Annotated in this window: 20 protein-coding genes; 10 read left to right on the plus strand and 10 right to left on the minus strand. The window is 76.2% G+C overall.

Going from position 1 to position 19,313, the window contains the following annotated elements:
* Nucleotides 1-409: 409 nt before the first annotated feature.
* Together LY71_RS23550 and LY71_RS16285 are read left to right on the plus strand one after the other, a co-directional pair.
* On the plus strand, nt 410-574 hold the full coding sequence (locus tag LY71_RS23550; RefSeq protein ID WP_170121396.1) for a hypothetical protein: 165 nt from the start codon (nt 410-412) through the stop codon (nt 572-574).
* 552 nt (nt 575-1,126) lie between these two features.
* A complete protein-coding gene (locus LY71_RS16285) occupies nt 1,127-1,369 on the plus strand; it encodes a hypothetical protein (protein ID WP_091107458.1) in 243 nt (80 codons plus the stop codon).
* A 27-nt stretch (nt 1,370-1,396) separates the two neighbouring features.
* Here the strand turns inward: LY71_RS16285 and LY71_RS16290 are convergent, their stop codons facing one another.
* The gene (locus LY71_RS16290; RefSeq protein WP_245887948.1) at nt 1,397-1,834 is read right to left on the minus strand and encodes a hypothetical protein; all 438 of its coding nucleotides are present in this window, start codon (nt 1,832-1,834) and stop codon (nt 1,397-1,399) included.
* Between the two features lie 107 nt (nt 1,835-1,941).
* On the opposite strand from LY71_RS16290, the gene LY71_RS16295 reads away from it, so the two are divergent.
* The 6 genes from LY71_RS16295 (at nt 1,942) to LY71_RS16320 (ending at nt 7,024) form a co-directional block, all read left to right on the plus strand.
* Nucleotides 1,942-2,718 (plus strand): glycerophosphodiester phosphodiesterase family protein, encoded by a 777-nt coding sequence (locus tag LY71_RS16295; protein ID WP_211297378.1) that lies wholly within the window; start codon nt 1,942-1,944, stop codon nt 2,716-2,718.
* Nucleotides 2,715-3,614: a lysophospholipid acyltransferase family protein gene (locus tag LY71_RS16300; protein ID WP_245887949.1), complete on the plus strand. Its 900-nt coding sequence runs from the start codon at nt 2,715-2,717 to the stop codon at nt 3,612-3,614. The genes LY71_RS16295 and LY71_RS16300 overlap by 4 nt, the downstream gene beginning before the upstream one ends.
* Before the next feature lie 123 nt (nt 3,615-3,737).
* Nucleotides 3,738-5,081, plus strand: a complete 1,344-nt coding sequence (locus tag LY71_RS16305; RefSeq protein ID WP_245887951.1) for an MFS transporter — start codon at nt 3,738-3,740, stop codon at nt 5,079-5,081.
* Nucleotides 5,078-5,815: a thymidine kinase gene (locus tag LY71_RS16310; protein WP_106279547.1), complete on the plus strand. Its 738-nt coding sequence runs from the start codon at nt 5,078-5,080 to the stop codon at nt 5,813-5,815. Before LY71_RS16305 ends, LY71_RS16310 begins: the two co-directional genes overlap by 4 nt.
* A gap of 191 nt (nt 5,816-6,006) precedes the next feature.
* Complete coding sequence (locus LY71_RS16315; protein WP_091367591.1) at nt 6,007-6,351, plus strand: RNA polymerase-binding protein RbpA; 345 nt, start codon at nt 6,007-6,009, stop codon at nt 6,349-6,351.
* A gap of 124 nt (nt 6,352-6,475) precedes the next feature.
* A complete protein-coding gene (locus tag LY71_RS16320; RefSeq protein WP_106279549.1) occupies nt 6,476-7,024 on the plus strand; it encodes a dihydrofolate reductase family protein in 549 nt (182 codons plus the stop codon).
* A gap of 9 nt (nt 7,025-7,033) precedes the next feature.
* On the opposite strand, the gene LY71_RS16325 is transcribed toward LY71_RS16320, so the two are convergent.
* The 4 genes from LY71_RS16325 to LY71_RS16340 all read right to left on the minus strand — a co-directional run bounded on the left by LY71_RS16325 (nt 7,034) and on the right by LY71_RS16340 (nt 11,664).
* Entirely contained in the window at nt 7,034-7,528 is a 495-nt protein-coding gene (locus tag LY71_RS16325) for an FxsA family protein (protein WP_106279552.1), read from the minus strand.
* 52 nt (nt 7,529-7,580) lie between these two features.
* Nucleotides 7,581-8,375 (minus strand): polyprenol monophosphomannose synthase, encoded by a 795-nt coding sequence (locus LY71_RS16330; RefSeq protein WP_106279554.1) that lies wholly within the window; start codon nt 8,373-8,375, stop codon nt 7,581-7,583.
* Entirely contained in the window at nt 8,372-9,955 is a 1,584-nt protein-coding gene (gene lnt, locus LY71_RS16335) for an apolipoprotein N-acyltransferase (protein ID WP_245887952.1), read from the minus strand. Before lnt ends, LY71_RS16330 begins: the two co-directional genes overlap by 4 nt.
* A 191-nt stretch (nt 9,956-10,146) precedes the next feature.
* Entirely contained in the window at nt 10,147-11,664 is a 1,518-nt protein-coding gene (locus LY71_RS16340; protein WP_106279558.1) for an amidohydrolase, read from the minus strand.
* Between the two features lie 54 nt (nt 11,665-11,718).
* Between LY71_RS16340 and LY71_RS16345 the strand changes: the two genes are divergently transcribed.
* Complete coding sequence (locus LY71_RS16345; RefSeq protein WP_106279560.1) at nt 11,719-12,252, plus strand: GNAT family N-acetyltransferase; 534 nt, start codon at nt 11,719-11,721, stop codon at nt 12,250-12,252.
* Here the strand turns inward: LY71_RS16345 and LY71_RS16350 are convergent.
* The gene (locus tag LY71_RS16350; protein WP_106279562.1) at nt 12,249-13,118 is read right to left on the minus strand and encodes a lysophospholipid acyltransferase family protein; all 870 of its coding nucleotides are present in this window, start codon (nt 13,116-13,118) and stop codon (nt 12,249-12,251) included. The two genes, LY71_RS16345 and LY71_RS16350, sit on opposite strands and share 4 nt — an antisense overlap.
* A gap of 30 nt (nt 13,119-13,148) precedes the next feature.
* A complete protein-coding gene (locus tag LY71_RS16355; RefSeq protein ID WP_106279564.1) occupies nt 13,149-14,297 on the minus strand; it encodes a carboxylate-amine ligase in 1,149 nt (382 codons plus the stop codon).
* Nucleotides 14,298-14,443: 146 nt separating this feature from the next.
* On the opposite strand from LY71_RS16355, the gene LY71_RS16360 reads away from it, so the two are divergent.
* The gene (locus LY71_RS16360) at nt 14,444-15,301 is read left to right on the plus strand and encodes a hypothetical protein (protein WP_106279566.1); all 858 of its coding nucleotides are present in this window, start codon (nt 14,444-14,446) and stop codon (nt 15,299-15,301) included.
* Nucleotides 15,302-15,319: 18 nt separating this feature from the next.
* On the opposite strand, the gene LY71_RS16365 is transcribed toward LY71_RS16360, so the two are convergent.
* From LY71_RS16365 to LY71_RS16375, 3 genes are all read right to left on the minus strand, one after another.
* Nucleotides 15,320-17,497, minus strand: a complete 2,178-nt coding sequence (locus LY71_RS16365; RefSeq protein ID WP_211297379.1) for an intein-containing Rv2578c family radical SAM protein — start codon at nt 17,495-17,497, stop codon at nt 15,320-15,322.
* 212 nt (nt 17,498-17,709) lie between these two features.
* The gene (locus LY71_RS16370; protein ID WP_106279568.1) at nt 17,710-18,186 is read right to left on the minus strand and encodes an Lrp/AsnC family transcriptional regulator; all 477 of its coding nucleotides are present in this window, start codon (nt 18,184-18,186) and stop codon (nt 17,710-17,712) included.
* Entirely contained in the window at nt 18,161-19,300 is a 1,140-nt protein-coding gene (locus LY71_RS16375; RefSeq protein ID WP_106279570.1) for a M24 family metallopeptidase, read from the minus strand. Before LY71_RS16375 ends, LY71_RS16370 begins: the two co-directional genes overlap by 26 nt.
* Between the last annotated feature and the right edge of the window lie 13 nt (nt 19,301-19,313).

Genomic DNA, 19,313 nt, shown 5'->3' on the forward strand with positions numbered 1-19,313 from the left:
CGTCCCGGCCGAGCGGGTGCACCACGACGGCGTCTCGAGGGAGGCACCCAGGTCGCAGGACCGCGGATCGGCGGCGGTGGACATGCCCGGCGCCACCGCCATCGCCGCAACACCCTGGTTCGTCGCCGTGACGCAACTGCCCGGTGACCCGGTGCGGGCGCTGTGGTCTCTCGCCACCGCCACCGGAGCTCCACGCGCGGATCCGCACCGACCTCCGCCTCGACCAGCCGCTGGCCGTGCCGTACGGCGTGCACCTGCGCGACCTGGTGACGGGGGACTGAGGCCGGGGTCTGCCGATCCTGCACGCGGACGCCGTCGCGCCCGGGCCGGCCGTCGTCGACGTGCTGACGGTGACGACGCCGGTGAGCGCGCTCGTCGTGGGGCTGGTCGTCGTGGAAGGGTGTTCGGCATGCCCGGCGTCGGTGACGCGATCCTGGGCGCCATCGAGGGTGGTGACCCGGCGCTGCTGGTCGGGCTGGCGACGGTGGTGATCGCCGCGGTCATCGTGACCACCGCGATCGCCGACGTCCTCGAAGCGGCCCTGGACCCTCGGCTCCGCCCGGACACGACGTGACGGAGGAGTGGCTGTCAGGACGTGGTCGAGCGGGGTCCCGACGCCCTGGTTGACATAATGTGCATTATCGGCACGCGATGGAGAGGTGGCAGGAGGGGCTCCGTGGAGCTCCGACGGGCCGCTCCCTGCCGGCCTGATCGACACGTCGACACCCGCGACGACGCCGCGTGTCGACGACCGGAACGTGGTGCGTCGGCCCTTGGCGGCGTGCACCCGAGGCCGGGCGCATCCGTCGTCCCGTGTCGTCGTCCCGTGCCACTTGCAGCATCGCCACCGGTGCAGCGTGCCGTCCTGATGCCCGACGTTCGGCCTGCCGGCTCCCGCCGGCCCGCGGCGTCGACCCGCCTAGGGTCCGTCCCGCCGACACCCGCCCGTCCGGCCGTCACGTCCGGTCCGGGCGTCCGATCGGTCCACCCGGACCTCGGCCGGCCGACGGCCCGCCCCTCCCTGGCACCCACCGACACCACCGTCATTGCGTCACTGTGACGCAATGACGGTGGTGTCGGTCGCTTCGACGGGCGGTCCGTGCGGGTGCTCCGTAGGGTCGACGACATGGAACTCCGACGTCCGATCGCCGCACTGATGACCGCGCTGGCACTGTTCGGCGGCGGTGCCACGCTGACGGCGTGCGGCGACCCGGCCGGCACGGACCGCAACGACGGCACGACCGACGACAGCGAGAACACCAGCGGCGAGGACCCCTCGGAGGAGTCGCAGGACAACCTCCCGGACAACAGCAACCCCGACCCGGGCGCCCCGGAGGACCAGGACGACGACACGCAGGACCCGGACTGACCGGCAGCCCGCGCGGGGACGCGGGGATCAGCCGGCGGCGCGCTCGGTGACCCAGAGCTTGTCCAGCCGGCCCGTGGAGTGCACCAGGTCGGCCAGCGAGCGCTCGAGCTCGGCCTTGGTGTGCCGCTCGGCCAGCAGCGTCTGCACGTCCTCGATGGCGCAGCGCAGCTGGTAGAGCCGGTCCTGCAGGCCGTCGAGCTCGGCGCGCTTGACCAGCACGACGTCGCCGGGCAGGCCGGCCTGGGCGGTGGCGTTGCGCTGCTCGTAGGCGCGCTGCCGGCAGGCCTGCCCGCAGTAGAGCCGGGGCCGGCCGACCGACCCGGCTTGCGGGAGCACCCGGCGGCACCAGCCGCAGCGGCGCTCTGCGCCGCTCCCCTGCCGCCCCTCCACCGGGGCGTCCGTCTCCAGCTGCGTCGTCGTACCGACCGCCTTCCCCACCGTCCTGCGGGCGCGCTGCTCTGCCACGGCCCGCACGGTAGACGGAGCCACCGACAGTCCCGGCGGACACGCCCCGCGACGCGCTGCCGGAGGGCCCGTCCGGCGTGTCGGGCGGCGACGCTAGCGTGTCGGCCGTGCCCCCCGCCCGGTTCGCCTACCTCGACGGACCGACACCGCTGGCGATGGCCCACCGGGGCGGGGCGATCGAGCACCTGGAGAACACCCGGCCGGCGTTCGAGGCGTGCGTGGCCATGGGCTACCGGTACCTGGAGACCGACGTCCGGGTGACCGCCGACGGCGTGCCGGTGGTGTTCCACGACCCGACCCTCGACCGGGTCACCGACCGCACCGGCCGCATCGAGCACCTGCCGTGGGCGGAGGTCGCCACCGCGCGCATCGGCGGCCGGGAGCCGGTCATGCGCCTCGAGGAGCTCTTCGGCGCCTGGCCCGACGTGCGGTTCAACCTCGACATCAAGGCCGCCGGGGTGCTGGCGTCGCTGGTCCCCCTGGTGCGGCGGACCGGGGTGGCCGACCGGATCTGCCTCGGGTCGTTCTCCGACGCCCGGGTGGCCGCGGCCCGCCGGCTGTTCGGCCCCTCGGTGTGCACCTCGCTGGGCCCGCGCGGGGTCGCCGCGCTGCGGCTGTCGTCCTACTCCCCCCGCGCCGCCGGGCTGGTGCGGCTGCCGGCCGGCTGCGCGCAGGTGCCGCTGCAGCTGGGGGGCCGGGCGCTGGTGGACGAGCGGTTCGTCGCCGCCGCGCACGCCCGCGGCCTGCAGGTGCACGTGTGGACGGTGGACACCCCGGAGGAGACCGCGGCGATGCTCGACCTCGGGGTCGACGGGATCATGACCGACCGCCCGGCGATGCTCAAGGACGTGCTGGAGACCCGGGGCCAGTGGACGCCGCGGTGAGCGGGTGGGCCGAGTGGCTGGGCACGGCGGTCCGGGAGTGGCGGCCGACCCCACCGCCGCTGCCCGACCACCTCGAGGGCATCCTGCGCGCCGGCGACCCCGAGTGGTTCGCCCGCGAGCTGGCCATCGCCGCGGCGCCGCCGTGGGAGGTGTGGCTGTTCCTGCTGCGCCGGTTCTCCTGGCTGGTCGACCTCGTCGGCCGGGTCGAGGTCACCGGGTCGATCCCCGAGGAGCTGCGCCGCGGTCCGCTGCTGCTGGCGGCCAACCACGTCGGCGACTTCGACCCGTTCGTCATCGCGGTCGCGCTGTACCGCCTCGGCGTCGTCCCGCGGATCATGGCCACCGGCGGGATCATGGCCGCGCCGGTCGCCGGCCCGCTGCTCGAGCGCGCCGGCGGCATCCGGGTGGAGCGCGGCACCGAGGTGGCCCGGCACGCGGTGCGGGTCACCGAGGTGGCGCTGGTGCACGGCGGGCACGTGGTGGCCTACCCGGAGGGGCGGGTCGGCCTGGCGCCCGACGGCTGGCCCGAGCGCGGCCGCACCGGCATGGCGCGGCTGGCCCTGGGCGTGCGGGTGCCGGTGATCCCGGTCAGCCAGTGGGGTGCCCAGGAGGTGCTGCAGTACGGCAACGACTGGGGCAAGCTGCGCACCCTGGCGCGGTCGCTGGTGCAGCGGCCGGTGCTGCGGGTGCACGTCGGGCCGCCGGTGTTCATGGAGGACCTGGAGGTGGGCCGGGTCGGTGACGCCAACCGGGCCCGGATGCGCATCGCCGCCGCGATCACCCGGGGGCTGGTGCCGCTGCGGGCGGCCGGCCCTGAGCTGCACCCGGACCCGACCCGGCCGACGACGGGTGCGGCGGCCTTCCCCGGCGGCGTCGTCCCCGACGACATCCCGTGACCGGACGGTGCTGGACCGCAACGGTCCCGGCTGACACCCTGCGCTCGTGACCGAGCTGGCGAGGTCACGCGGAAGCACAGCACCGTCGGTCACGACGCCGACGAGCGCAAGCGAGGAGGAGTCGTGACCGCCCCCGTCGCCGCCCGCACCGTCGATCCCGCGCTGCGCCGGGAACGCCTGGGCTGGTACTCCTACGACTGGGCGATGTCGGTGTTCAACACCAGCGTCACCACGGTCTTCCTCGGGCCCTACCTGACGTCGGTGGCCGAGGACGCGGCCGGGCCCGACGGGCGGCTGCCGTTCCTGGGCCTGTCGATCCCGCCGGGCAGCTGGTTCTCCTACGTGCTGTCGGTCTCCGTCGTCCTGCAGGTCGTCGTCCTGCCGCTGACCGGTGCCGTCGCCGACCGCACCGGCCGCAAGCGGCACCTGCTCGGGGCGCTCGCGGCGCTGGGCGCGCTGGCGGCGACCTGCCTGTTCTTCGTCGCCGACGGCCGCTACCTGCTGGGCGCGGCGCTGTTCGTGGTCGCCAACGTCAGCTTCGGCGCGGCGACCGTCGTCTACTACTCGTGGCTGCCCGACCTGGCCGCGCCCGACGAGCGCGACGCGGTGTCCAGCCGCGGCTGGGCGTTCGGCTACGTCGGCGGCGCGCTGCTGCTGGCCGTGCACCTGGGGCTCTTCCTCGGCGCCGGGTCACTGGGGCTGACCGAGGGCGAGGCGGTGCGCATCTGCCTGGCCACCGCGGGCCTGTGGTGGGGCCTGTTCACCCTGGTCACCGTCTCGCTGCTGCGCGACCGCCGGCCCCGGGAGGCCGCCGCCGGGCCGGCGACCAGCGGCTTCCGCCAGCTGTGGGGGACGCTGCGCGAGATGCGGGCGTTCCCGCTGACGCTGTGGTTCCTGGGCGCCTACCTGCTGTTCAACGACGGCGTGCAGACCGTCATCTCGCTGTCGGCGACGTACGCCACCGAGGAGCTGGGGCTGTCCCAGTCGGTGCTCACCGGCGCGATCCTCATGGTGCAGGTGGTCGCCGTGTTCGGGGCGCTGGGCCTGGGCCGGGTGGCGGCGCGCTACGGCGCCAAGCGCACGGTGCTGGGCTGCCTGGTGGCCTGGACGGCGGTGCTGGTGGCCGCCTACACGCTGCAGGAGGGCGCGGTCGCGCAGTTCTACGCGCTCGCCGCGGTGATCGGGCTGGTGCAGGGCGGCACCCAGGCGCTGTCGCGGTCGCTGTTCAGCCACCTGATCCCGGCGGGCAAGGAGGCGGAGTACTACAGCTTCTACGAGATCAGCGACCGCGGGACCAGCTGGCTGGGGCCGCTGGCCTTCGGCCTGACCTACCAGCTCACCGGCTCCTACCGGTACGCGATCATCAGCCTGGTGGTGTTCTTCCTCGCCGGCTTCCTGCTGCTGGTGCGGCTGCCGATGCGCCGCGCGGTGCTCGCGGCGGGCAACACGCCGCCGGAGCGCCTGTGACCGACCCGTCCGTCCCGCCGGCGGCCGTGCCCGCCGCCGGCGACCGCCGCCGCGCGCCCGCACCGGCCCACCTGCGCTTCTTCCACGGCCCGATGGACTGCGGCAAGTCCACCCTCGCCCTGCAGGTCGACCACAACCAGAGCCGCCAGGGCCGCTCCGGGCTGCTGCTGACCCAGGGCGACCGCTCGGCGCGGCCGCTGATCAGCTCCCGGGTGGGCCTGTCGCGCACCGCCGTCGAGGTCGACGCCGGCACCGACCTGCTGCTGCTGGTGCGCAGCCACTGGGCCGAGGGCCGCCGAGTGGACTACCTGATCGTCGACGAGGCGCAGTTCCTCACCCCCGGTCAGGTCGACCAGCTCGCCGAGCTCGTCGACGCCTCGCACGTCGACGTCTACGCCTTCGGCCTGACCACCGACTTCCGCGCCCGGCTGTTCCCGGGCACCCAGCGGCTGCTGGAGGTCGCCGACGACGTGCAGCGCATCCAGGTCGAGGTGCTGTGCTGGTGCGGCCTGCCCGGCCTGCTCAACGCCCGCGTCGCCGACGGCGCCATGGTGCGGTCGGGCGCCACCGTCGTCGTCGCCGACACCGCACCCACCCCCGCCCCCGGGGACGGCGACGGCGACGGTCCCGAGCCCGGCTCGGAGGTGCACTACCAGGTGCTGTGCCGGCGCCACCACGTGCTCGGCCAGCTCGGGCCCACCGCGGCCGGTCCGGGGCAGCTGGCCCTCCCCTGAGTCGGGTGGTCCCCCGACCGGGGGGTGCGCGCAGCGGCCGATACCACTCCATGCGATGATGGGGAACCGACTCAGCGGAATCTCTTCGCGAAATCCGTCGTTGGTCCCTTTCGACTCCCCTGCGCAGTGGGTACTCCCTGCTGCGACGTGGACTCCTGACCGACACCCGAAGCACGAGAGGACGGTGTGCCATGGGCGAGCGTTCCCTGCGCGGCAGCCGACTGGGCAGCGTGAGCTACGAGACCGAGCGGAACACCGCTCCGATCGAGCGGCAGTACGCGGAGTACAAGTGCCCCACGGGTCACCAGTTCACCGTGCCGTTCGCCGACGACGCCGAGGTGCCCGACACCTGGGAGTGCAAGTTCGACGGCGCCGCCGCCAAGCTGGTGGGCGGCAGCGAGCCGGCCCCCAAGAAGGTCAAGCCGCCGCGGACCCACTGGGACATGCTGCTCGAGCGGCGCTCCGTGGAGGACCTCGAGGAGGTCCTCGCCGAGCGCCTCGAGGTGCTGCGCGGCCGGCGGACCCGCGCCAGCTGACACCCGCACCACGCGCGACGGCCCCGGTGGGACACCCCACCGGGGCCGTCGCGCGTCCGGGGACCGGTGAGTTCCCACGCTCCGGCGGGTCTGCACCGGCAGCACCCCACCGAGGAGGACCACCGTGGCGCACCTGATCGCCGGCACGACGATGTCCCTGGACGGCTACGTCGCCGACCCCCACGGGGACTCCGGTGTGCTGTACGCCGACCTCGGTACCCCGGCCGGCAGTGCGTACCTGGCGGCGTCACAGGCCGAGACCGGGGCGGTGCTCATGGGCCGGCGCACCTACGACGGCGCGCCCGACCCCGACTCCTACGCCGACGACTACGAGTACCAGGTGCCGATCGTCGTCCTGACCTCGCGCCCGCCGGCCACCCCGCCGCGGCGCAACGACCGGCTGTGGGTCACCTTCTGCGGCGACCTGCACGAGGCGGTCGGCACCGCCCGGGAGCTGGCCGGGGAGAAGGCGGTCACCGTCGTCGGCGGCGCCGACCTCAACCGCCAGCTGCTCGCCGCCGGCCTGTTCGACGAGCTGCAGGTCGACGTCGTGCCGGTGCTGCTCGGCGGCGGCCTGCGCGCCTTTCCCGGCGTGGCTCCCGGCCGGCTGGAGGCGACCGGCGTCGAGCAGGTGGGCGAGCGCACCTGCCTGCGCTTCCGGCCCCTGCCCTGAGCCCGACCGTCAGGCGCGCGGGCCGGCGTCGACCACGTCGCCGGCCACCTCCCCCTCGATGACGTGCACCCGCGGACCGGCCGCCGTCGCGCCGGGCACCCGGGTGCTGCGCACCCGCACCGGGCCGGCGGGGAGGAGCCCCAGCCGGGCGGCCAGGCCGCGGCCGACCAGCGTGCGCACCAGCGGCCGGGTGGGCGGCAGCAGGCACAGCAGGCCGACGACGTCGCCGAGGAAACCCGGCAGCACCATCAGCGCGCCGCCGACGGCGACCAGTCCCCCGTCCCCGATCGTCCGGCCTCGCTGCAGGGGCCCGCCGCGGGCGTGCGAGCGGAGGGGGGCAGCGAGGTCCTTCAGCTGGCGCGCCATCAGCACCCAGCCCAGCACGGTGGTGGCCAGCGCGACCAGCACGGTCGCGCCGACGCCGATCCAGCTCGCCACCAGCACGAAGACGACGACCTCGGCGAGCGCCCACAGCCCCGCCAGCACCCGTACCCGTCGACCCACAGCCCGTCCCACGGCTCTCCTCGGCCCGGCCTCGCGGGCGGCCCGGGTCCGCCTACCGGACCTCGCTGGACCGCCCGCGGTCGCGGACCCGTCCTGGCACGGCGCGGGGGACCCGGCCCGGCAGGCGGTCGGCCAGCCGGTCCTGCAGGCCCCACCACGTGACCCGCACCAACGCCTCCTCAACGATCGAGGCGGTCATCTTGCTCCTGCCGAACTCACGTTCGCTGAAGGTGATCGGCACCTCGGTCACCCGCGCGCCCGCGCGCACCGCCCGCCAGGCCCAGTCCACCTGGAAGCAGTAGCCCTGGCTGGCCACCTCGTCGAAGGGCAGCCGGTCGACCAGCTCCCCGCGGACGGCGCGGAACCCGCCGGTGGCGTCGGCCAACGGCAGCCGCAGCGCCGAGCGGGTGTAGCGGTTGCCCAGGCGGGAGAGCAGCAGCCGCCGGCGCGGCCAGTCCTCCACCCGCCCGCCGGGCACCCACCGCGACCCGAGCACCAGGTCGGCGTCCTCCAGCGCGGCGAGCAGCAGCGGCAGCTGCTCGGGGTGGTGCGAGCCGTCGGCGTCCATCTCGACCAGGACGTCGTAGCCGTGCGCGCGGCCCCAGCGGAACCCGGCGACGTAGGCCGGGCCGAGGCCGGCCTTCTCCGTGCGCCGCAGCACGTGCACCCGCGGGTCGCCGGCGGCCAGCTTCTCGGCGAGGTCGCCGGTGCCGTCGGGTGAGCCGTCGTCGACGACGAGCGCGTGCGCGGCCGGCACGGCGGCGTGCAGCCGGTCGAGGATCGGCTCGAGGTTCTCCACCTCGTCGTAGGTCGGGACGACGACGAGGACCCGTGAGGGGCCGCTCACCGGCTCCCCCGCCGCGCGCGCACGGCGACGGCGAGCACCGCGCCGGCGCCCAGCGCGGCCAGCACCCACTCGGGGCCGGCGCCCAGGCGCTGCGCGAGCGTGGTGGTGTCGCGCCGGGCGATCTCCTCGACGAACACCGCCGAGGTGAACAGCTGCGACTGGCGCACCAGGGTCCCGTCGGGCGCGATCACCGCGGAGATGCCGCTGGTGGAGGCCAGCGCCACCGAGCGGCCGGTCTCCACCGCCCGCACCTGCGCGGCGGCGACCTGCTGGGCGCTCTCGTCGCTGTAGCCGAAGGTGGCGTTGTTCGTCTGCACGACGAGCAGCTCGGCGCCGGCCTCCACGGTGTCGGCCACCAGGGAGTCGTAGACCACCTCGAAGCAGATGACGTCGCCCACCCGCGCGCCGCCCGTCTCCAGCACGCCGACCTCGCTGCCCCGGGTGAAGTCGCGGCGGACCAGGTCGACCTTGTCGCTGAAGAAGCGGAAGAAGGCGCGGGCGGGCACGTACTCGGCCAGCGGCACCGGGTGGCGCTTGACGTAGGTGTCACCGGGACCGGTCCCCGGCTCCCACACGATGCCGGTGTTGCTCAGGTACTGCCCCGGGCCGTCGACGACGGCGCCGACCAGGATCGGCGCGCCGATCGCGTCGGCGGCGCCGCTGATGGCCCGGGCGGCGTCGGCGTTGGTGTAGGGGTCGATGTCGGAGCTGTTCTCCGGCCAGACCACCAGGTCCGGCTGCGCCCGGTCCCCGGCGGCCACCGCGGCGGCCAGCTGCAGGGTCTGCTGCACGTGGTTGTCCAGCACCGCCCGGCGGCGGGCGTTGAACTCCAGGCCGGCCGCGGGCACGTCGCCCTGCACGACGGCGACGGTGACCGTCGGCCCGCCCGCGGTGAGCGAGCTGCCGGGCAGCGGCAGCCAGGCCAGCCCCCCGAGCAGCGGGACGGCGAGCGCGCCGGCCACCGCCGCGGCCGCCGGGCGCAGCGCCGGTCCGCGGACGGCGGCGAGCACGGCCGCGGCCAGCAGCGCGCCGCACAGCGCGACGGCGAAGCCGACCAGCGGCACCCCGCCGTAGGCGGCCAGCGACAGGAACGGCCCGTCGGTCTGGCTGAACCCCAGCCGGCCCCACGGGAAGCCGCCGAACGGCAGCCGGCCGCGCAGCGCCTCGTCGGCCACCCACAGCGCCGCCGTCCACAGCGGCCACAGCCGCAGCCGCGAGGTGGCCGCCGTCGCCGCGCCCAGCAGCGCGAGGAACAGCGCCTGGGAGACGGCCAGCGCCAGCCACGGGACGGCGCCGACGTAGGTGCCGCTCCACGACAGCAGCGGCACGAAGAAGGCCAGTCCGAACACCAGGCCCAGCCAGGCGCCGCCGCGGGCGCGCTGCCCGTGCACGGCCACGGCCAGGGCGGCGGTGGCCGGCACCGCCAGCAGCGGCAGCGACCATCCCGGGAAGGCCAGCAGCAGCAGGAGGCCGCCGGCCGCGGCCAGCGCGGTGCGCCACGGCACGCGGCGTCGGGCGGCGGGCGGCCGGTCGGGGCCGGTGCGGGGCCGCTGCGTGTCCGGCGCGGCTGCTGCGGGCACCCTCGGCCTCCCCGCGACGTGGTGCTCCGGGCGGGCCCGGGCCTCCGGCTGGCGCCCGCCGCGCGGCGGACGCGGACCACCGCGTGGTCCACCGACCAGCATCCCATCCCCGTGCGCGCTCCCGGCCGACCGACCGGCGGCGTCCCCGGCCCGGGCGGTGCCGGCCGGTCGCTACAGCGACCGCAACACGGTCACTGCAGCGGCTGCCCCGCCACCACCAGTGCCCGGCAGCCGGGCCGCTCGCGGGCGTCGAGCACCCCGGACAGCGTCGCGCCGGTCGCCCAAAGGGCCAGGTCGGCCGGGGCGCCCGTCGACAGCGGCCCGGCGGGGACCTCGGCCCGGACGGCGTGCCAGCCGCCGTGCGTGGCGGCGTCGAGCGCGTCGAAGGGCCGCAACCCCGCGCCGGGGGTGCGGTGGTCGACGGCGGCGTGCACCCCGCCCCACGGGTCCATCGGGGTGACCGGGGCGTCGCTGCCCAGCGCGAGGGCGACCCCCGCGTCGGCGAGGTCGGCGAACGGGTTGGTCGCCAGCGCCCGCTCGACCCCCAGCCGCTCGGCGTACATCCCGGCGTCCCCGCCCCACGCCGCGTCGAAGGCCGGCTGCACGCTGGCCACCACGCCCCAGGCCCGCATCCGCTCGGCGGCGCCGGGAGGCGGCATCTCCACGTGCTCGAGGCGGTGCCGGCAGGCGCGCACCGCGGCTACCCCGAGCTCCTCGACCACCGCGCCGACCACGTCGAGCACCTGGGCCACCGCGGCGTCGCCGATGCAGTGGAACCCGGCCTGCACGCCGGCCTCGGTGCAGGCCCGCACGTGGTGCACCAGGGAGGCGGCGTCGAAGCGCAGCGCGCCGGAGGTGTCCGGGCGGTCGCGGTAGGGACCGCCCAGCGCCGCGGTGTGCGATCCGAGCGCGCCGTCGCAGAACAGGTCGCCGCCGGCGCCGGCCAGTCCCAGCTCGCGCACCAGGTCCAGGCCGCCGCGCTCGGCCAGCTCCCCCCAGTAGCCCACCACCCGCGGGCCGGGCCGCTCGCCGGCCAGCGCCAGCAGTGCCCGCAGGTCCTCCGCACTGGACACCTCCGGCCCCGCCATCTCGTGCACGGTGCCGATGCCCAGCCGCGCCGCCTCGGCCAGCGCCGCCGCCTGCGCGGCCGCCCGCTGGAGGCCGTCCACGGCGCCGTACGCGGCCTGCCGGGCGGCGTGGTGGGCGTCGAGGCGCAGCTGCCCGTCGGGCGAGAAACCGGGCAGCTCCCGGATCCCGGGCACGAGGTGCAGCAGCGCGGTGGACACCGTCGCGGAGTGCACGTCCACCCGGGCCAGGTAGGCCGGCCGGTCGCCGACGACGGCGTCGAGGTCGGCGCGGGTGAGGCCACGGCCCTCCGGCCAGCCGGTCTCGTCCCAGCCGGTGCCCAGCACGATCCCCGGCGGCGCGGCGCGCACCGCGTCGGCGACGGCGGCGACCGCCGCGGCGAGGCTCGACCTCGAGTGGAGGTCGAGACCGGTGAGCGCCAGGCCGGTGGCCGTGGCGTGCACGTGCGCGTCCACGAACGCCGGGGTGAGCAGCGCGCCCTCCCCCGCCAGCACCCGGCCGGCGCGCGGGGCGTCGGCGGCGTCCCCCACCCAGGCGATCCGGCCGTCGACGGCGTGCACCGCCCGGCCGCGGCGGTCCCCGACGGTGACGTCGGTGATCAGCAGGTCCGGTGCGGCGCTCATGCCGCGAGCATGACGGCGGCGCGTGAGCGACCCGGCCCCGGGTAGGCAGCGACGATGCCGGACGGCGACGGGGAGCTGCGCACCGAGCGGCTGCGGCTGCGCCCGTGGACCACCCGCCCCGACGACCTGGCCCGCCTCACCGACCTCTACGGCCGCGAGGAGGTCACCCGCTGGCTGGGCGGGCCCCCGTCGGTCGGCCCGGTGGAGCTGGTGGCCCGCTGGGCGCAGGTGTCCCGCGCCGACCCCCGCTGCGGCGTCTGGGCGGTCGAGCCGCACGCGGACCCCACCCGGGTCGCCGGCACGCTGCTGCTCAAGCCGCTGCCCGACGGCGTCGGCGAGGTCGAGGTCGGCTGGCACCTGCACCCCGACAGCTGGGGCCGCGGGTACGCCACCGAGGCCGCCCGGGCGGTCGTGCAGGAGGCCTTCGGCGCCGGCCTGCCCGAGGTTTACGCCGTGGTGCGGCCGGGCAACGAGGCGTCGCTGGCGGTCTGCCGGCGGCTGGGCATGGCCCCGCTGGGGCGGCTGCGCCGCTGGTACCACGTCGAGCTCGAGGCCTTCCGGCTCATCGCGCCCCCCGTCGTGGACTAGGCCGCCCGGCCGCCGCGGCGCAGCCGGGCCCGCAGCCGCGCCCGGCGGGAGGTGCGCGCCCGCTGCCGCTGCCCGGCGGCGTCGGCGCGGTCGCGGGCCGTGGCCTCCTCCAGCGTGGGCGCGGTACCGCCCAGGTGCACCGGCAGCCACCACCTGTCCTCGGGCCCGGCGGGCTGCTGCGGATAGCTGCGCTGCGCCTCGTCGAGCAGCGCCTCCATCGCCGTCCGGGTGCGGGCCAGCAGCGCCGCCGGCGCCTCCCCCGGCTCCGGCCACAGCGGCTCGCCCAGCAGCACGGTCACGGCCTTGCCGCCCGACAGGTCGACCGGGTGCTTCTTGGTGGCCACCCGGTGCCCGCCCCACACCGCCGCCGGCAGGATCGGCACCCCGGCGTCGATGGCCATCCGCGCCGCGCCGGCCTTGAGGTCCTTGAGCGTGAAGCTCTGGCTGATCGTCGCCTCGGGGAACACGCCGACCAGCTCGCCGTCCTTGAGCGCGCGGACGGCGGCGTCGAACGCCGCCGCACCGGCCTTGCGGTCGACCGGGATGTGCCGCATCGCCCGCATGAACGGCCCGGAGAACCAGTGGCCGAACACCGCGGCCTTGGCCATGAACCGCACCAGGCGGTGCTGCGGCAGGGCGGCCAGGCCGAGGAAGGTGAAGTCGAGGTAGCTCACGTGGTTGCTGCTGACCACCGCCCCTCCGGTCGCCGGCACGTGCTCGGCGCCCCGGACGTCGAAGCGCAGCCGCAGCAGGCGGAACACCACCAGCGCCAGCCGGACGACCAGCCGGTAGGGGCGGTCCCGCGGGTCGGGGCGGGGGCCGAACAGGTCGCGGCGGACGACGTCCCGCCAGCTCGCGGTGTACACGGCGGGGACGATAACGGGCGCGGACGGGCGTCACCCGCCGGGCGACCCCGTCGCGGTGAGCCCCACGGCCGCCCGCACGACCGCGGCCAGGTCGCCGCTGTCCCCGAACACGCGGCGCTGCAGGTCGGCGCCGGTGCCGCGGGCTAGGACCGCCGCCACGCCGTCGGCCACCCGCGCCCCGTCGCCCGCGTCCGCCAGCGCCGGACCGGCGTGCTCGAGCAGCGCGCCGACGACGTCCGCGGCGGGGGCGGGGCGGCCGGTGAGCGGGTGCAGCAGGTCGCCGCTGGTGCCCGACCGCCCGGCCCGCCAGGCGGCCACCCGCAGCACGTCGGCCCGCACGTCGGGCGCCGGCACACCCTCGCGCCACTCCCGGGCGGCAGTCTCCACCAGGCCGCGGACCAGGCCGGCGTGGGTGACGGCGTCCTCGACGCGCAGGCAGACGTCGGCGACGCGCACCTCGACGGTGGGCCAGGTCTGCGACAGGCGGGCGTCGAAGTAGACCATCCCCGCGTCGACGATCGTCCCGGTGGCCACGAGATCGGCGACCACCCGGTGGTAGCCGGCGGCGTCCCCGAACCGCTCCGTGGCGCCGGAGGAGGGCCAGCGGTTCCACGCCTGGGAGCGGAAGCTCGCGTAGCCGCTGTCGCGGCCCAGCCAGAACGGCGAGTTGACGGTGAGCGCGGTGAGCACCGGCAGCCAGACCCGGATCCGGTCGAGGACGGCCACCCCCTCCTCGTCGTCGGCCACCGAGACGTGCACGTGGCAGCCGCAGGTCAGCTGCTCGAGCGCGGTGAGGCCGAAGGTCGCCGCCATGAGCTCGTAGCGCTCCCCCGGCGTGGTCACCGGCTCCACCGACACCGGGGAGCTGGCCAGCGCGGCCACCCGGGCGCCCACGGCCCGCGCCGCGGCGTCCGCCCGGCCGCGCCAGTGACGCAGCTCCGCGGTCACCTCGGCCAGGTCCGTGCACACCCGGGTGCCCAGCTCGACCTGCTGCTGCATCAGCTCGGGCACCAGGTGACCCGGCGACCCGGCAGGCCCGTCCTCGGCGCGGTCGTGCTCCTCCGGGGTCTCCCCCTCCCCGCGCCGGGAGGCCACCGCGAGCGCCTCCGGGCCCAGCGGCACCGGCACGCCCGACGGGTCGACGACCAGCAGCTCCTCCTCGACTCCCAGCGTGCGCACCGGCACATCGTCGGCGTGGTCGCCGGCCTCCGCACCGCGGACGGGGTGAGGACCCGGCACGGGGGGTTGCGGGGTTGGTGTTTTCCCGCTGGTTGTCTCCACGGTTGTTGTGGCCCTTCGTTGGGGATAACGGGTATGGTGGGGAGGTGGACAAGGGTTGGCAGCACCCCCTCCCGGAGATGCCGGCGCCCCCGGCGGCCCGGGCCTGGCAGCGCCTGACGCCCCCGGAGGGCTATGCCGTGCAGTGGCGACGGCTGATCGACGCCGCACTGGAGCTGGGCCTGGGCCCCGAGGACCTGGCCGCCGGCGGCATGGACGACGTCGCCGCGGCCCGCGGGTGGAAGCCGGCCACCGTCACCCTCTACAGCAAGGTGGCGCGCTACGGCGGCGTCCCGCTGCCCGTGCCGCCCACCCCGGAGCCCGATCCGCGCTCGCTCGACCTCCGGCCGCTGACCGAGGTGCGCAGCGAGGACCCCGAGCACCTCCGCACCGTCGTGTGGTGCGCCATCGCCCTCGGCTGGCCCGCCCCGGTGGGCACCTTCCGCGACCTGCGCCGCGAGCAGGTGCACCCCACCGCGCGCCGGCTGGTGGTGCACACCGACGACGGCGAGTGGTCCGTGCCCGGCGCGCTGCTGGCCTGGCACGCGTGGGAGGAGGTGCGCAGCCGCTTCCCCGCCCTCGCCGACAGCCCGTGGGTGCTACCGGCGCTGCGCCGCGGCCCCGGCTACACGTCCACGGTGGGCGGGCGGCTGTCCAGCCAGGCGTTGCAGGTCACCTTTACCAAGCACGCCGTCCGGACGGCGCTGTACCTGCGCGCCACCACCACCGGGGCCCGGCGCGCCCGGGCCGAGGCCCTGGCGGCCGTGTACGAGACGCTGTCCTACGACTCCTACCGCCGGCTGGCCCTGGCCGGCGGGGTCGAGCCGGTGGCCGAGCGCGGCGCGGTGCGGGCCGAGCGGGCCGCCCGGGCCAACCGGGCGTCCGCCGCCCCACCGGCCGGTTGAGCCCCTCCCCCACCAGGGTCACAGCAGCGCGAGCTGCCCGGGGACGGCCTCCTCCCGCGCCGCCCGCGTGCGGCTCCGCCGCGCCGCGGGCGCGGTGGTCCGGCCGGCCGGCGGGAGGCTGCCGGCGGGGAACGCCGCCTCGTCGTCACCGGGGACGCCGGAGGCCGCCGCGCCGTCGACCCCGCGCGCTCCGCCGCTCCCCTGTCCGGCGAGCCCGTGCCGGCGCAGCAGCGGGGCGACCCGCGCGGCCAGCCACGACCGGTACTCCACCGTCACGTAGGCCCCGCCGCGGTAGAGCTGCCGATAGCGGCCCACCAGAGCGGGGTGCTCGCGGGCCAACCAGGCGGAGAACCACTCCCGCGCGCCGGGCCGCAGGTGCAGCGGGACGACGGTGACACCGGTCGCGCCCGCGGCCGCGATCGCCTCCAGCGCGGCGTCGAGGTCAGCCAGCCGGTCGGTGAGGCCGGGCAGCACCGGGGCGAGGAAGACGCCGCACGGCAGGCCGGCGTCGGTCACGGCGCGGACCAGGTCCAGCCGGGCCCGCGGCGAGGGGACCCCGGGCTCGAGGCCGGCGTGCAGCTCCTCGTCCCAGATCGCCAGGGAGACGCCGAAACCGACCGGCACGTCCCGCGCCGCCGCGGCGAGCAGCGGGACGTCCCGCCGGGCCAGCGTGCCCTTGGTGAGGACGGAGAACGGCGTCCCGGAGTCGGCCAGCGCGCGGATGACACCGGGCATCAGGCGGTAGCGGCCCTCGGCCCGCTGGTAGGGGTCGGTGTTGGTGCCCAGCGCCACGTGCTCGCGCCGCCAGGAGGGCCTGGCCAGCTCGCGGCGCAGCACCTCGACGAGGTTGGTCTTGACCACGATCTGGGTGTCGAAGTCCCGCCCGGCGTCCAGGTCGAGGTACTCGTGCGTCGACCGGGCGAAGCAGTTGTGGCTGATCACGCCGTTCGCGACGAAGTCGCCGGTGCCGGTGGTGATGTCGAACATCGGCACCTCGACGCCCAGGTCCCGCACCTCCACGACGCGGAGGTCGGCGTCACTCTTCACCGCGACGCCGTCGATGCTGCACTTGCGCCGGATGGCCGGGTCGACGAGGTGGATGAAGCGCAGGTGCTCGCGCAGCCCTCCGCGCACCCGGACGGAGGCCAGGCCGTTGGCCAGCCGACGGTCCTCGAGGACGGCGTCGAAGCCGAAGGCCGCCAGCGCCGCCCGGGTGCGGTCGAGGATCTCGGTGTCGGTGTTGCTGATCCGCAGCGCGTGGGCGCTCCGCCCGCCCTCGGCGTCGAAGATCCCGGCGAGGAACCCCCGCTGCCAGGCCGCACTCACGACGTCGGGCCACGCGACGAGGTCACCGATCCGGGCGACGGCTGCCGCGGACGACGTGCGGATGGCGGTCATGCCACGCCGGGTGTCGGTGGCGGCCGAGAAGGCGAACCGGTCGGTGTGCACCCCGGCCTCGCTCAAGTAGGCCTGCGTACGGTCCAGCCCCTCCACGTCGGCCAGCGCCAGCCGGAAGCGGTACTGGTCACCGTGCCGGCGGCCGGGGCGCTCGTACCGGTAGACGCCGAGGTGCCCGTCCCCGCGCACCATCCCGGTGAGATAGCCCCGTCGGTAGTCCGCGCACACCCTCGACGCGGCTCCGGAGGACCCGAACCCCAGCAACTCGTCGTTGGTCGTCAGGTGCGGTCGGCGGGCCCGCCCCGACGTCGTCCCCCGTACGTACTTCCAGCCCCGCGCACTGAGGAAGCGGTGGTCACCGCTCGCGACGAGCTCCGTGCCGTCGGCCAGCACCACCCGATGAGCCGGCTTCACGGTGCCCCAGTGCGCGAGGACCTCGGTCTCGACGTAGTGCCGGTAGGTGCCGCGTCGCTCCGTCCCGACGATGCGGTCGCCCACGCGCAGGTCAGCGATGGGCCGCTGGCGGCCGTCGGCCATGAGGACGAGGGTGTCCCCGGCGAGGCAGTACACGCACTGGTGGAGGCAGCCCCGGTAGGGGTTGATCGTGTAGGAGAACGGCACCCGGGAACCGTCCGGCACCTTGTTCAGCGCCGAGCGGGCCAGCACCTCGTGCAGCGTCACACCGGGGAACTCGGACACCTCGACGCTGCGCAGCAGGCCACGAGCACTCGGCATGCCGGGCAGCAGCGTCCCGTCCCCGTCGTCGAGCCGCTGACCGTCCCACCGCACGGCGCCCATGCGAACACACGTTCGACTCCCTGTCCAGGCGTCCCCTCCGTGTCGCGGCTTCTCTCCCAAGGAGTCCTGGTGGTTGTAGGACTTAGTTGGGGATAACGGTCATCAACCGGTGTCGGTGGGCTTCCTCCCGCAGTGCCGGCGCTGCGGGACCGGCGCCGGACGAGGAACGCCGGCACCGCGCCCCGGGACGGCGACACCCGCGAGGACGGGCCTCAGAGCGGCGGGCGGTCCTCGTAGAAGGTCGAGAGGACGACGGTCGTGCGGGTGTTGACGTTCGCCGTCGCCCGGATCTCCCGCAGCAGCGCCTCCAGGGCCTCCGGCGAGGCCACCCGCACCTTGAGCAGGTAGCTCTCCACCCCGGCCACCGAGTGGCAGGCCTCGATCGCGTCGAGGTGGGCGAGCTTGGCCGGGGCGTCGTCGGCCTCGGCCAGGTCCAGCGGGGTGATCGAGACGAACGCCGTCATGCCCAGGCCGAGCTTGCGGGCGTCGACGCTGGCCCGGTACCCGGTGATCAGCCCCCGCTGCTCGAGGCGCCGCACCCGCTGGTGCACCGCCGACACCGACAGGCCCACCCGCTCGGCGAGGTCGGTGTAGCTGGCCCGGCCGTCGCGGGCCAGGGCGGCCAGCAGCGCCCGGTCGACGTCGAGGGCGGCGGCCCCGGGCTCAGCCGGGGAGGACGACGAGCTCACGGGGACCCCGGTTGAGTGCGCGCACGCCCTCGTCGGTGCAGACGACGATGTCCTCGATCCGCGCGCCGCAGCGCCCGGCCAGGTAGATGCCCGGCTCCACGGAGAAGGCCATCCCGGCCTCCAGCGGCAGGTCGTTGCCCGCGACGATGTAGGGCGCCTCGTGGGTGTCCAGGCCGATGCCGTGCCCGGTGCGGTGGATGAAGTGCTCACCCCACCCGGCGGCGGCGATCCGGTCGCGCGCCACGGCGTCGACCTGCTCGGCGGTCACCCCGGGGCGGACGGCGGCCACCGCGGCCTCCTGCGCGTCCTGCAGCACGGCGTACCACTCGGCCACCTCGGCGCCCGGCTCGCCGCCGACGGCGTAGGTGCGGGTGCAGTCCGAGCGGTAGCCGGTGGCGGTCTGCCCGCCGATGTCGACCACCACGAGGTCGCCGGCCTGCACCACCCGGTCGGAGAGCTCGTGGTGCGGACTGGCCCCGTTGGGCCCGGAGCCGACGATGGTGAAGTCGACGCCGACGTGTCCCTCGGCCAGGATCGCCGCGGCGATGTCGGCGCCGACCTCGGCCTCGGTGCGGCCCACCCGCAGCCACTCCCCCATCCGGGCGTGCACCCGGTCGATCGCCGCGCCGGCCGCGGCGAGCTCCTCGACCTCGGGCGCGGTCTTGACCATGCGCAGCCGGTCGACGACCGGGGTCGCCAGCTCCAGCGTGGAGCCGGGCAGCGCACGGTGCACGCCGAGCGCGTGCTCGGCCCAGGTGCGGGCACCCACGGCCACCCGGGTGGGCGCGGCGCCGAGCCGGGCGGTGACCTCCGCGGCGAGCAGCGCGAAGGGGTCGTCGGTCTCGTCCCAGGCGCGCAGCTCCAGGCCCAGCGCGCCGGCCGGGCTGGCGTCGACCATCGGCGCCTCCAGCCGCGGGACGACCAGCAGCGGGTCGCCACTGCGGGGCACCACCAGGGCGGTCAGCCGCTCCATCGCGTGGGCGTCGTAGCCGCACAGGTAGCGCAGGTCCGACCCCGGCGTGAGCACCAGGACGTCGACGCCGAGCTCCGCGGCGACGGCCCGCGCGGCGTGCACGCGGTCGATGCTGACGAGGGCCCCCGTGCTGTCTGCCACGCCGGGACACTAA

Source organism: Geodermatophilus tzadiensis, assembly GCF_003002915.1.
In the GTDB taxonomy this organism is placed as follows: domain Bacteria; phylum Actinomycetota; class Actinomycetes; order Mycobacteriales; family Geodermatophilaceae; genus Geodermatophilus; species Geodermatophilus tzadiensis.

What these genes read in the sequence shown, in the direction of transcription:
- LY71_RS16365 (WP_211297379.1), bottom strand. Translation starts at nt 17,497, where the DNA reads ATGGGCGCCGTGCGGTGGGACGGTCAGCGGCTCGACGACGGGGACGGG.
- LY71_RS16315 (WP_091367591.1), top strand. Translation starts at nt 6,007, where the DNA reads ATGGGCGAGCGTTCCCTGCGCGGCAGCCGACTGGGCAGCGTGAGCTAC.
- LY71_RS23550 (WP_170121396.1), top strand. Translation starts at nt 410, where the DNA reads ATGCCCGGCGTCGGTGACGCGATCCTGGGCGCCATCGAGGGTGGTGAC.
- LY71_RS16345 (WP_106279560.1), top strand. Translation starts at nt 11,719, where the DNA reads ATGCCGGACGGCGACGGGGAGCTGCGCACCGAGCGGCTGCGGCTGCGC.
- LY71_RS16340 (WP_106279558.1), bottom strand. Translation starts at nt 11,664, where the DNA reads ATGAGCGCCGCACCGGACCTGCTGATCACCGACGTCACCGTCGGGGAC.
- LY71_RS16285 (WP_091107458.1), top strand. Translation starts at nt 1,127, where the DNA reads ATGGAACTCCGACGTCCGATCGCCGCACTGATGACCGCGCTGGCACTG.